The sequence below is a fragment of the Thermococcus gammatolerans EJ3 genome, assembly GCF_000022365.1.
GTDB lineage: Archaea > Methanobacteriota_B > Thermococci > Thermococcales > Thermococcaceae > Thermococcus > Thermococcus gammatolerans.
Window position 1 is genome coordinate 197,125 of the sequence record NC_012804.1, and the last position, 12,052, is coordinate 209,176.

Genomic DNA, 12,052 nt, shown 5'->3' on the forward strand with positions numbered 1-12,052 from the left:
ATGAAGGTCGGTGTTAACACGTGCATAGTCAAAGAAGTCAGCGGAAGGGGCTTTCCACTCGACGAGTTGAACGTTGAAGTTCTGGAGCTCGGCTTCGACGACGTTGAGGTACTCACGGAGGAGGGCATCAATTGGAATGTCCTGAAAAATTTGGCCGGCCTTGAAGTGGAGTTTACCCTTCACGCCCCAACTTCCGACGGGAGGAACGTGAGTGTTGACCTCGGTCACTACAGCAGGATGAACATCGTAACCATGGAGCGCGTCTTCAAGGTCGCGAGCGCCCTCGACGCGAGGATAGTCGTCGTCCACGGAGGAGACATAAGGGGAAGCTACCACAGGGCCTTCACCAACACGAGGAGACAGCTCATGGAGATTTCGGCAATAGCAGAGGACTATGGAGTTAAGCTCCTCGTGGAGAACCTCACGGACAGCAGGATAGGGGCCTTTCCGCACGAGCTGCTGCCCTTCCTCGAGGAGAACGTCGGAATATGCCTCGACGTGGGGCACGCGTTCCTCACGGCCATGAAGTACGGCATTCCGATGGACGAGTTCGCCCTGCTGAAGGCTGACGAAATCCACGTCCACGACAACAACGGTGTTATGGACGAGCACCTTCCACCGGGGGAGGGCATGATAGGGAGGAACTACACAGGCAGGCTCATAGGGGCGGTAGAGCCCGAATACGCGGTTCTCGAGATAAGGCGCTACTCAAGACCCGAGAGCGTCTTCGGGGCTATAGACTTCGTTAGGTCGCTGAAAAAAATAAAGGTCAAAGGTGTGGTTGTATGAGGGACACTTTCAAGGCTATGACGTTCCCCGCTGTCCTCGCCGTTTTCCTTCTCTTCGCGGGCATGCTCTTTGTGTACTTCACCAACGCGATGCCGGCTTTCCACCGCTTCGGAATTGACGTCTATCTGAAGAACGTCTGGCGCGCCTCGGAGGAGCCGAGTGAAGAGCTCTACGGTGTCGCCGCCGCAATATGGGGTAGCGTATACACCTCGCTGATTGCAATAGCCATCGCGCTCCCGCTATCGGTTTCTTATTCAGTTTTCGTCGTTGACTACGCGCCAAAGTGGCTTAAGAACCCGCTCATCATAATTTCAGACATAATGGCCGGGCTCCCGACGATAATCTACGGCCTCTGGGGAGCCCTCGTCCTCGTTCCTTTCCTCAGGGAGCACGTCATGAAGCCCCTGTATGAGCACCTTTCGTTCATCCCGCTCTTCTCGTATCCCCCTACAACCGGTTACAGCTACTTCTCGGCGGGCGTACTCCTCGCGATTATGGTTACCCCCTTCGCCTCGGCTATAATCAGGGAGGCATACTCCATGGTTCCATTCACATACCGCGAGGCCGTTTATGCCCTCGGCGCGACGAGGTTCGAGGCGACTAAAATTTTAATCGGCTACATAAGACCCGCAATAGTTTCGGGAACGATACTCGCCTTCGGAAGGGCGATAGGTGAGACCGTTGCCGTGTCCCTCGTCATAGGGAACACCTTCAACATGACCTGGCAGCTCTTCGCCCCCGGTTACACGGTATCGTCGCTCATAGCGAACCAGTTCGGGAACGCCTTCATCTACGAGTACATGACGCCCGTTCTATATGCCGCTGGCCTTGCGCTCTTCCTCATAGGCCTTGCCGTGAACCTGCTCGGCCTCAGGATTCTGGGGAGGTGGGAGGAGAATGTCAAAGCTTAACGCGAGAAAGCTGAAAGAGAAAGTGTTCCTTGCCTGCGTTGGGGTCTTAACTTTCCTCGCAATCCTCCCGCTCTTCCACATCATCCTATCGGTCGCGGCCAGAGGCCTGCCCGTCATAGCGGAGCGCGGAGGGAAGTTCATAACCGGCACGCTCTCCGAAGGTGGCATAGGTCCGGCCATAGCCGGAACCTTCCTGCTGACGTTTTTGGCGGCTTTATTCGGCCTTCCAGTTGCGTTTCTCGTCGGCCTCTATGCCTACGAGTTTCCGAACAGCACCATAGGCAGGTGGACGAAGACGCTCCTTCAGATAATGCTCGAGTTCCCCACGATACTCGTTGGGGTCTTCGTGATGCAGATTCTTGTCATTCCGATGGGAACTTACTCGGCCATAGCCGGCGCGCTGGCCCTCGCGATAATCCTCACACCCTACGTCGCCGTCTACACCCACGAGGCCATGCGTGAGATACCGTTCACATACCGCGAGGCGGCCTTTTCGCTCGGACTCACGAGAGCGAAGGTTCTCTTCCGGGTCCTGGCGCCGATGGCGAAGCGAGGAATACTGACGGGAGTCCTAATAGGGCTCGCCAAGGTTGCGGGGGAAACAGCACCTCTCCTCTTTACCGCTGGCGGGCTCTACGAGAGCTATCCCGACTCAATCACGAGGCCCGTTGGGGCAATACCGCTCCTTATCTACCAGCTCGTCCAGAGCCCGAGTAAGGCCGACCACCAGACCGCGTGGGGGGCCTCGCTCGTTCTCCTGCTGATTTTCCTCGGGATATTCATACCCATAAGGCTCAGCCTTAGGGAGGTGAAACTGTGAACTACGCGATTGAGACGAGGAATTTAAACGTCTACTACAGCTCAAACCACGTCATCAAGGGCGTTGATCTCGAGATTCCCGAGAAGGGCGTCTTCGCGCTCATGGGGCCGAGCGGCTGCGGAAAGTCGACGATGCTGAGGACGTTCAACAGGCTGATAGAGCTCAACGAGAGCGCGAAGGTTGAGGGTGAGGTCAGGCTCTTCGGGAAAAACATCTACTCCCCCGACGTTGACCCGATAGAGGTTAGAAAACAGGTCGGCATGGTCTTCCAGTATCCGAACCCATTCCCCCACCTGACGATTTACGAGAACGTTGCCATCGGCCTGAAGCTGAACAACCTGCTCCCCAAGGATGAGATACCGAAGAGGGTCGAGTGGGCCCTTAAGAAGTCCGCCCTCTGGGAGGAGGTCAAAGACAGGCTCAATGATTACCCCTCCAACCTGTCGGGCGGCCAGAGGCAGAGGCTCGTAATAGCGAGGGCCCTCGCTATGAAACCAAAAATCCTCCTGATGGACGAGCCAACGGCGAACATAGACCCGGTCGGAACCGCGAAGATTGAGGAGCTTTTGTTCGAGCTGAAGGACGAATACACCATAGTCCTCGTTACGCATTCACCAGCGCAGGCGGCGCGCGTTTCCGACTGGGTGGCGTTCCTCTACCTCGGGAAGCTCATTGAAGTGGGCCCGACGAGGAAGGTCTTCGAGAATCCCGAGCACGAGCTTACCGAGAAGTACGTGACCGGAGCCCTGGGGTGATTTTGAATGAGAAAACTACTCGATATGGGGATTGAACAGCTGAAGAAGATGATTAGGGAGATGGCGAACGGCTCGGTTGAGGCCCTCGAATCGGCGAGGAGGAGCATAGAAGGCGACTTCGACTCCGCTGAAGAGATATCGAGCAGGCTCCACATAATAAGGTCTGACGTCCTCGAGCTTGCCACTGAGTTACTCGTCCGCTACTCGCCTGTTGCGAGTGACCTGCGCTTCATCCAGAGCGCCATAGACGTCTCCTACGACCTCTACAGGATTTCGAGGTACGCGATGGAGATAGAGAGGACGGCGAGGATCGTGAAAGGCCCCGTGGAGCTGTCGAGGAAGGCCTTTCCCCTGACGGAAGAGGCGGTTAGACTCTCAGTCGACGCCTTCAGGGAGCTCGACGAGACCCTCGTGGGAAGGCTCCTCGAGCTCGACAGGATTATCGACGACTACTACCTGCGCTCCCTCGAAGCGCTCAACGAGAACCCCGAGAAGGCCGCGGACGCGCTGATAATGCGCCACCTCGAAAGGATAAGCGACCACGCCAAGGAGATAGGGGCCAAGGTCGTTTACATAAAGGAGGGCAGGCGGATGTAAGTCAAAGCAGAAAGTCATGTTCTGTAGTTCTTGGTGGAACTTATCAGCGTTTCAAGGGCCAATTAATCTCCAGTACGCGGGACAAAAGTAATAAGGGGGAACGCCAAATGTAAAACGGTGGTGATCGTGAAGAAGGTCCTCGTGAAGGAAAACCCAATCGGTCTAATGGTTATGGGCGTGGTGTTCGCCCTGTTTTTTGCGTTCATAGCCACTTCCGTTCTCACCTCCTTCGGCTCTTTTGCACCCGCTGGCTTCGGAATGGCTTTCATACTCTTTCCCCTTCTCTTTGTGGGGATACTCCTCTTCGTTGGGGGCAGACTGCTGGCAGGGGGAAAGAAGGCCTCCAGCCTGTTCAGCCAGGCCACCGTCTCGGAAACCTCAATCAGCTTTCCGGAGGAGCTTGAGTACGAGGTTGGAAGGGTTTTCCTTGAAGGTTACTGGACTTACACCACGACGAGCACCGGGAGCGGAACAACGAGCAGCAGGAACTACCGCACGAGAAGGAGTTTCAGGCCCGCCGGCAAGGCTCGCGGTCTTGAGGTTGAACTTCCGAAGGAACCCTTCAGGATCGAGCTCAAGGCGGATGGAACGGGAACCATCGACGCTCCTGCTATAAGGATCCTCAGCGAACCCTACAAGAACGCCCTCGTTATCTTTCTTACCGATGAGGGCTTGGTTGAAGGAGAGAGTAGCCTAAACCTCAGCAAGGGAAACGACATGGTGCAGGTTACGTTCAGGGGCGAGGGGAAGATGCTCAGGGGGAGAGTTTGGGCGGAGCTCTCCAAGGCCAGGGGAGTCCGTATTGAGTACGGCTCCGGAAACCTGTGGAAAACGGTTGCCAAAGGCAAGGGGAGTTTTGAGTTTTCCTTCTCCACCCTTCCAGAGGAGAAAATTCTCATCTTCTCTCACTACAATACGGTAACGCCTCTTTCAATCCTTAAAAAGCTGGGAGGGGGCCCCATGATCCTTGGACACGGGACCTTTGAGCTCAAGGCGGTATTGGATGTTCCGCTCGCGAGGGACATCGTTGAGAGGGCGATCTTTGAGGTCGTGCTTCCCCATGAGGGCTAAGGATGAGAGTTGTTCCCCTCTCTCCTAAGTTCTTTCCCCGTTTTTCCACGCTCGCGGCTCTCGCCCTGCTCTTTTCCGCCGTGCTCTTGAAGCTGTACCTTTCGCATTTTGAACAGCCTGTGAACGTGGGTAGCGTGGATAGGCTCCTAATCGGGGCGGCCTTCCTGATCCTCACAGCCGCGATCGGATGGATTATCTCCCAGAGCCGCAGAGCTTTTTCCTTTGTCGGCACCGTTTCTGTCTCCGGGAATTCTCTCGTTCTGTCGGAGAAGGTCGAATACGAAACGGGTCGGCTTCTCATCGAGGGACGCTCATATTATCTCGGAAAGGGGAGGCACTACCAGATTGAGAGGAGGTTTGTTAAGTCTTCCTCCGGGAAGGGGTCTGAGATCGTTCCTATATGGGACGAGTTCTTCGTCGAGATAAACGGTGATGGGATCGGCTACTTCAACGCACCCGCTGTTCTTATAAAAACCGGGAAGTACTCTGGGCTGGCCTTGATATTCCTTACGTCAAGGAGCGAAACCCGCTTTCGGGATACTATGCACCTTGAGATAAACGGGGAGGAAGCGACGGTTGAATATCACTTTGATGGAGGTGTCCTCAGGGGTGTTGTTCATTCCTGGCTCTCGAAGGCGAGGGGGATTAGACTCTACATCTCTGGTGGAGGAGGTGAAGTTAAGAAGAAGCTCGGAGGGGGCAGGGAGTTTGAGTTCAGTTACCGACTCCTCCCAGAGGAGGACACGGTTCTTGTTGCCCCCTTCCGCTTCATTACTCCCATGATGATACTGGGTAACCTCGGCGGGTTTTTGCCGTCTCCCCGCGAGGGCCTTCTTTTCGGGCACGGAACGTACGAGCTGAAGGCCGTTTTGAACGTACCTTTCGGAAGGGACGTCGTTGAGAAAGTGACCTTCAGGATTGAAGCCGGTAAAAACTAATGAAAAGACTGATCTGTGAAGAATCTAATCACCGGAGCTTCTCGGGGATGGCCCTCTCCCACTGCTCCCTCGCGAGCTCACCTGTGTATTTGAACTTCTCCACCTTCTTCTCGGCCTCCTTGCGCTTCTTCTGGTGCTCCTTCAGGAACTCCTGCACCTTCTTGATGAGGTAGCGCTTGCACTCACCGCACGTCAGCTCTCCAGCTTTACACGCGTGGTAGCGCTCCATCAGCTTCTTGTCGTCCTCTTCGAAGAAGATCTCCAGCCACTTGAAGACGACGCACTTCTCCGGGTTCCCGCCCTTCTCCCTCTGCTCCTTTAAAGTGGGCTGACCGCCGGTTAGGGCGAACCTCCAGATTTTCTTTCCAGCTTCCTCGGGGTCGTCGGTGAGGTAAACCGCTGTCTCGGGTTTGGACGCGCTCATCTTCCCCTCAAGACCCGTCAGCGGTGGGACGAACTTCGAGTGGAGCGCAGCTGTCTTGTAGTAGCCGAGGCTCTCGGCGAAGTCCCTCTGGAGCCTCCAGTAGGGGTCCTGGTCAATTGCTGCCGGAATTAAACAGCGCTTCCTCTCGAAGAAGGTCGGTGCGGCCTGTATGGCAGGATAGAAAATCATTCCAATCTTGCTCTGCTCGTTGAAGCCGAAGACAGCTTTGGCCATTGAGTAGTTTATCTTCTTCGCTATAGGCAGGGCCATCTCGTAGATTTTGGTGAACTCGCTGTCCTGGAAGATGAAAGTCTTGTCGGGGTCGAAGCCGACCGCTATGATGTCGAGGATGTTTTCATAGGCCCAGCGCTTGGTCTCGTCCAGGGTGAGGTTCTTGAAGAGGAACTTCTCGTCGTCGGTTATCTGTATGTAAAGGTTGACGCCGAACTTCTCCTGGAGCCACTTGGTGGCGTAGAAGGGGATTATGTGGCCTATGTGCATCGGCCCGCTCGGGCCCCTCCCCGTGTACAGGAAGAAGCCCCTTCCGCTCTCGTAGTCCTCCAAAATCTTGTCGTAGTCCCTGTGGGAGAAGAAGAAGCGCCTGCGGAAGTAAATGGGCAATTCGCTCTTCGTGAGCCTTGCGGTCCTCTCAAGCAGCTCGTCCGTCAGCGGGCTGGTTCCGAACTGCTCTATCAGCTTGTCGTAGTCCACCATGCCCTCAACGTCCCAGGGGGTAACCTTAAACTCCAATTTCAACACCTCCATTTCCAGTGGAAACGAAACTCGTGGCTAAGGCGGTACAGAAGAGAGGGACTTCACCAAAGCCAAAAACAACCACCGAGCATGGGAAGAGAAAGGGAAGAGGAGAATTTAAAGTTTTTGGAAACCGCTCTCACGAAATTCTTAAAAACTCTAATCGCGTTTATATAATCATGCTTAGAGAATTTGTCAACCGTCGGGAGGAGATAAAGACACTCAAAGACCTGTGGCGCAAAGAGGGATTAACGCTCGCTCTCGTTTACGGAAGGAGAAGGGTTGGAAAGACGAGGCTTCTTGAAGAGTTTTCGCGGGACAAGAACAGGGTGTTCGTGATATTTGAGGACAAGCCGAGGGAATACAACTTCAGACTCCTCTCCAAGAAGGTTTCCGAGTTCATTGGATTCAACGTTGAGGTGAGAGATTTTCCGTCGCTGTTCGCCCTGCTGAAAAGACTGACGAACGAAAGGGTTCTCGTAGTCCTCGACGAGTTCTCCTACCTAATCAAAAAAGACAGAGGGGTACTCAGCGAGCTCTCGCGGGCCATAGAAGAGAACAGAGACCTCAACGCACTCATAGTGGTGTCGGGTTCCCACGTCTCCCTGCTTGAGCGCGAGTTCTTCGACTATTCGAGCCCCATCTACGGAAGGAGCGACGCCAACATCAAGGTCCGGCCGCTGAAGTTCAAGCACCTTTACGAATGGTTCAACGCGAGTACGGAAGACCTCGTGAAAATATACTCAGTTACTGGTGGAACGCCCAAGTACCTCGAATTCTTCAGCGGGAGGAACGTCGAGGAGGAGATAAAAGCCAACTTCTTCAACTCCTCGGCCTTTCTCTTCAGGGAAGCAAGGGCGCTCCTGAGTGAAGAGCTGAGGGAGCTGTCCACTTATCTGGCCATACTCGAGGCGATAGCGAGGGGGAACACAAAGGTTACCCAGATAGCGAACTTCTGCTACATGAAGGAGAATCAGGTTGTGCCTTATCTCCGGGTTCTCGGCGAGCTCGGAATAGTGAGGAAGGTAACTCCCCTCTTTGGGAAGAAGGGAATCTACGAGATAGCCGACAACTACTTCCTCTTCTGGTCGCGCTTTGTGAGCCCTTACTACGAGGAGATTGAGGGAAACTTCACCGAGGCCGCCGTTTTCGACTTCGAAAGGAACTTCAACACCTTCCTCGGAAGGCCCTTCGAGGAAATCGCAAGGGAGTTCCTGATTGAGGCCAACCGAAAGAACCTCCTGCCGTTCCGCTTCACCAAGCTCGGCAGGTGGTGGCGCAGAGGGGAGGAAATAGACATCGTGGCTCTCGACGAAGGCTCGAAAAAGGCCCTATTCGTCGAGGTCAAGTGGAGCGACCTGACGGCGGGAAAGGCGAGAAAAGTCCTGAGACAGCTCGAAAAGAAAGCCGAGCTCGTTGGATTGGAGGACTACGAGAAGCACTATGGAATAATCGCAAAGAGAATCGAGGGGAAGGAAAACCTTGGGCTGGCCTTTGACCTGGGGGATTTTGACGAGGTCTTTACCAAGCGCTTAAGCAAAACGGCAGGGAGTAATGATAGCTTGAGCATCGGGGGCGAGAGCTAACTAGCCTAGATTTTTGGAAAAGGTTAAAGTTGGGATGACAAAGATTCAGTAGGGTGAGAGAATGGAAGTGGTTGTCGAAGCCGTCTATGAGAACGGCGTCCTGAAGCCTAAGAAAAAGCTCAACCTTCCTGAGGGGAGTGAGGTCAGAATTAAGATAGTCCCAACAAGAGTGTCCGAGAGGACCTTTGGGATAGCGAAGATGAGCAAGAGGGAAATTGACGAGATAATCGAGGAGATTGAAGATGAATGGTGAGATGAACGTCTTCTTTGATTCCAACGTTCTAATATACCATCTCGGTGGAGTAGAACTGGCAAAGCCCCTCATTGAGAGCGTGGAAGATGGTAGGATTAAGGGATTCATTAATCCCATCGTTGCTTCTGAGGTCCTATTCTTTTATGTAAAGGCCAAGACAGGTTTAAAATCCTACGAAATCAAGAAAAAGCCGTCAGTTCTTGCAGATATCAAGCTTGAGCCCGTCTTTGAGCTGTTTTCACTCTTCAACATGCTCGATGTCAACTCAGAGATTGTCAAAAACTCGAAGAGGGCAATGGAAAGTTATTATCTGCTTCCCAACGATGCCCTAATAGTCTCGACCTGCGAGTTCTATGGAATACGGAGAATAGCAACGTTTGACGAGGATTTCAAGCGTGTCAAATGGCTGGAGATTATCAGCAACCAACAATGAATACTCGAAAAGGAAAGCCCATAAAAACTCCACTGCTCATCCTCATTCATGGACCGCGAAACCGAGGGAACGCTCTTAGCTCTCATCGTGCTAATCCTGCTCGGCCTCGAGCCGGTCGTAATCAAGGCCAACCCGGTTAACCCATTCGCCTTCGCCTCGCTGTCCGCCTTAATAGCCTCGCTAATCCTCTGGCCTGTTATACTTCTCAGCGGTCGGGCGAGAGAAATCCGAGAGAAGCCGGCAGAGCTGAGGAGGGCCTTTCTAACGGGCCTTTTCGCGACGGCGATAGCCTACTCGCTGTTCTCCTACGGGACGAGACTGAGCACTGCTATAAACTCGGCAATACTAACGCGCTTCGAGGTCTTTTATTCATTCCTCATTTCGTGGCTCCTCTTGAGGGAGAGGATAACTGGAAGAGCGGTGGCTTCGGCCCTGGCCCTAATCGCGGGCGTCTTCCTCGTGGTTGCGCAGGGAAAGAGACTAGAGATCCTGAGGGGCGACGTTCTGCTCCTCCTAACTCCCCTCTTCTGGCAGCTCGGGCACGCGATAGCCAAGAGAACCGATTACAACCCATTAACGATAGCAACGCTGAGGAACACCTTCGGCGGGCTTCTCCTCCTCATACCGGCCGTTGCGACGGGCTTTGCCTTCACGAAGCTCGCGCTGGCGGAGGGGCTGATAATAGCGCTCACCCAGAGCCTCTGGTATTTAGCGATAGCGCGGATTAACCTCTCGAAGGCGACGGCGATTCTAACGCCCGCGCCCGCTTTGACTGCCCTCGTCTCGATTGCTCTCCTCGGCGAGAGGGTAACCCTCTATCACCTCGCGGGCTTAGCCTTAATAACCCTCGGAACGTTAGCCATCAGCAGAGAGGAGGGCGGGGTGAGAGAATGAAGGTCGTAATCCTTGGCTCGGGTTCATACAGCGGGACGCCCAAGCCCCTCTGCACCTGCGAGAACTGCTCGCGGGCGAGGATTAACCCAGCCCTGCGGAGAACGCGGTTCTCGCTCTACTTTGATAAAACGCTCGTTGACCCGAGTCCAGACCTTCACTACCACCTGGAAAGGCTGAACAAGAGGGTGGAGCGGGTTTTAATAACTCATGGCCACTTCGACCACATCTTTGGCCTGCCAGAGCTCCAAGTCTTCAAGCGCCTCAAATTTTACTCCCACAGAGAGGCACTTGAAGTCGCGAAAAGCTTAGCTAGGCTGGCCTTCGGCTCGGAAAGCCCGGAGGGGCACGAGTGGAGCTATAATAAGCTTGAGTTCTGGGAGGAGACGAGAGTCGGAAAGATGAAGGTCGTTCACTTCCCGGTTACCCACACGGTAACGGCAGGGGGCTTCGTCATCGAGGTGGGAGGGAAGAGGATAGCAATAACAGGTGACACGGGGCCGGAGATTCTGAAGGACGAAAGAGCAATAAAGCTCATGGAGGGGGCCGACCTGCTTATAGCGGAGATGACCCACAGGGAAGCCATCCCCGGCTCGCATCTTGGAGTTAGGGAGGCGATAGAGCTGGCGAAGAGGGTCGGGGCAGGCTACACAGTCTTCGCGCACATAAGCCACAGCAACTATCCTCACGAGGTTCTGGAGAAGAGGGTCAGAGAAGCAGGGATTCCGGGCGAGGTCGCGAGGGACTTCACGTGGGTTGAGGTTTAGATGCGTCTCTTAACGCTCGCTGGCTTCAGGATCCATCCGATGCCAAACAGTACAAGGAGGATTGCTATTATCCCGAGGAGGTAGCCTCCTGTCAGTGCATACGATGCGGTGAGAAACAGCCGGAACAGGAGGAAGAGGAGGGGTATCGCGATAATGAGGATTAAGATCTGAAAGTCCTCTACAAAGGACTTGATTTTTCTTTTGAGGCTCATGTTTCTACCTTGACTTTTTGAATTAAATATTTTGCGGCTTTGTATTGCTTTTCGATTCCCTGGGAGTCTTATTGCAACGGCCCTGATTATGCAGGCAATGTTCACAGCAATTCTCTTTCAATTCTCTAGAGTCTTATTGCAACCTTCGAGTTTAAGCACTTAGTCAAGTCTAAAAAAGCTTTCAATTCTCCTAGAGTCTTATTGCAACTACGCGCTACTACTGATGAGGAAGGTAGCAGAACTCCCTTTCAATTCTCTAGAGTCTTATTGCAACGGGAAATATACGTCGATATTGACGCTTATAGGGAAAGCCTTTCAATTCTCCTAGAGTCTTATTGCAACCTGGGTTGGCTGGTCTTCGGCATTGCCCTCATCGGCCTCTTTCAATTCTCCTAGAGTCTTATTGCAACAGGCCGTCCCCGACGCATGCATGGCATCCGCCGGATCCCTTTCAATTCTCCTAGAGTCTTATTGCAACCTTGTCCGTACTTCTTCGCGTAAATTCTGCTCGCCTTTTCTTTCAATTCTCCTAGAGTCTTATTGCAACTTGCCCGGCGGGGTTCACATCTTCTATTTGGGTTTCCTTTCAATTCTCCTAGAGTCTTATTGCAACAGGGCGCGAAATTTGCCCTTTCGCCCAACGAAGAAATAAGAACGTCCCAATATTTAAGCCTTTCTGGAAATCGGTCTTGAAACGATCACGAGGGAACTCGGATTGAAGCTCTGAAACACCTCCAATCGGCTAGCCTGGTCCTAATGTTCTGAGATAACAAAATTGAGGTCGAAATGCAGTTGATCTCCAAAGCTCCAAAAGGGGAGAATTTTCAAGGCCGAACATTAAACAGGCTCTAA

The 12,052-nt window shown here is 53.5% G+C and carries 14 protein-coding genes and 1 CRISPR repeat array; of the genes, 12 read left to right on the forward strand and 2 right to left on the reverse strand.

The genetic code is table 11. The annotated features are described in order from the left end of the window. The 7 genes from TGAM_RS01035 to TGAM_RS01065 all read left to right on the forward strand — a co-directional run bounded on the left by TGAM_RS01035 (nt 1) and on the right by TGAM_RS01065 (nt 5,881). Nucleotides 1-789, forward strand: a complete 789-nt coding sequence (locus tag TGAM_RS01035) for a sugar phosphate isomerase/epimerase family protein (protein ID WP_015857827.1) — start codon at nt 1-3, stop codon at nt 787-789. Then, nucleotides 786-1,700: a phosphate ABC transporter permease subunit PstC gene (pstC, locus tag TGAM_RS01040; RefSeq protein ID WP_015857828.1), complete on the forward strand. Its 915-nt coding sequence runs from the start codon at nt 786-788 to the stop codon at nt 1,698-1,700. Before TGAM_RS01035 ends, pstC begins: the two co-directional genes overlap by 4 nt. Next, nucleotides 1,687-2,520: a phosphate ABC transporter permease PstA gene (gene pstA, locus TGAM_RS01045; protein ID WP_015857829.1), complete on the forward strand. Its 834-nt coding sequence runs from the start codon at nt 1,687-1,689 to the stop codon at nt 2,518-2,520. The genes pstC and pstA overlap by 14 nt, the downstream gene beginning before the upstream one ends. Next, a complete protein-coding gene (locus tag TGAM_RS01050; RefSeq protein WP_015857830.1) occupies nt 2,517-3,275 on the forward strand; it encodes a phosphate ABC transporter ATP-binding protein in 759 nt (252 codons plus the stop codon). The genes pstA and TGAM_RS01050 overlap by 4 nt, the downstream gene beginning before the upstream one ends. Nucleotides 3,276-3,281: 6 nt before the next feature. Then, on the forward strand, nt 3,282-3,872 hold the full coding sequence (locus TGAM_RS01055) for a phosphate signaling complex PhoU family protein (RefSeq protein WP_015857831.1): 591 nt from the start codon (nt 3,282-3,284) through the stop codon (nt 3,870-3,872). Between the two features lie 117 nt (nt 3,873-3,989). Beyond that, entirely contained in the window at nt 3,990-4,943 is a 954-nt protein-coding gene (locus TGAM_RS01060; RefSeq protein ID WP_015857832.1) for a hypothetical protein, read from the forward strand. A gap of 2 nt (nt 4,944-4,945) precedes the next feature. Further along, nucleotides 4,946-5,881, forward strand: coding sequence for a hypothetical protein (locus TGAM_RS01065; protein WP_015857833.1), 936 nt, complete (start codon nt 4,946-4,948; stop codon nt 5,879-5,881). Nucleotides 5,882-5,909: 28 nt separating this feature from the next. On the opposite strand, the gene TGAM_RS01070 is transcribed toward TGAM_RS01065, so the two are convergent. After that, the gene (locus TGAM_RS01070) at nt 5,910-7,061 is read right to left on the reverse strand and encodes a tryptophan--tRNA ligase (RefSeq protein WP_193777118.1); all 1,152 of its coding nucleotides are present in this window, start codon (nt 7,059-7,061) and stop codon (nt 5,910-5,912) included. Nucleotides 7,062-7,237: 176 nt separating this feature from the next. Between TGAM_RS01070 and TGAM_RS01075 the strand changes: the two genes are divergently transcribed. From TGAM_RS01075 to TGAM_RS01095, 5 genes are all read left to right on the forward strand, one after another. Then, nucleotides 7,238-8,644 carry an ATP-binding protein gene (locus tag TGAM_RS01075; RefSeq protein WP_015857835.1) on the forward strand — a complete coding sequence of 469 codons (1,407 nt, stop codon included), beginning with the start codon at nt 7,238-7,240 and terminating at the stop codon, nt 8,642-8,644. A gap of 61 nt (nt 8,645-8,705) precedes the next feature. Continuing rightward, the gene (locus TGAM_RS01080; protein WP_015857836.1) at nt 8,706-8,897 is read left to right on the forward strand and encodes an antitoxin family protein; all 192 of its coding nucleotides are present in this window, start codon (nt 8,706-8,708) and stop codon (nt 8,895-8,897) included. Further along, nucleotides 8,887-9,330: a type II toxin-antitoxin system VapC family toxin gene (locus TGAM_RS01085; RefSeq protein WP_148206241.1), complete on the forward strand. Its 444-nt coding sequence runs from the start codon at nt 8,887-8,889 to the stop codon at nt 9,328-9,330. Before TGAM_RS01080 ends, TGAM_RS01085 begins: the two co-directional genes overlap by 11 nt. Before the next feature lie 48 nt (nt 9,331-9,378). Continuing rightward, a complete protein-coding gene (locus TGAM_RS01090) occupies nt 9,379-10,224 on the forward strand; it encodes a DMT family transporter (protein WP_015857838.1) in 846 nt (281 codons plus the stop codon). Continuing rightward, on the forward strand, nt 10,221-10,988 hold the full coding sequence (locus TGAM_RS01095; protein WP_015857839.1) for an MBL fold metallo-hydrolase: 768 nt from the start codon (nt 10,221-10,223) through the stop codon (nt 10,986-10,988). Before TGAM_RS01090 ends, TGAM_RS01095 begins: the two co-directional genes overlap by 4 nt. On the opposite strand, the gene TGAM_RS01100 is transcribed toward TGAM_RS01095, so the two are convergent. Then, nucleotides 10,985-11,200 carry a hypothetical protein gene (locus TGAM_RS01100; protein WP_048810981.1) on the reverse strand — a complete coding sequence of 72 codons (216 nt, stop codon included), beginning with the start codon at nt 11,198-11,200 and terminating at the stop codon, nt 10,985-10,987. The genes TGAM_RS01095 and TGAM_RS01100 overlap by 4 nt on opposite strands. A gap of 312 nt (nt 11,201-11,512) precedes the next feature. Beyond that, nucleotides 11,513-11,813: direct repeats of the CRISPR family, unit length 30 nt; unit sequence CTTTCAATTCTCCTAGAGTCTTATTGCAAC. The last annotated feature ends 239 nt before the right edge of the window (nt 11,814-12,052 follow it).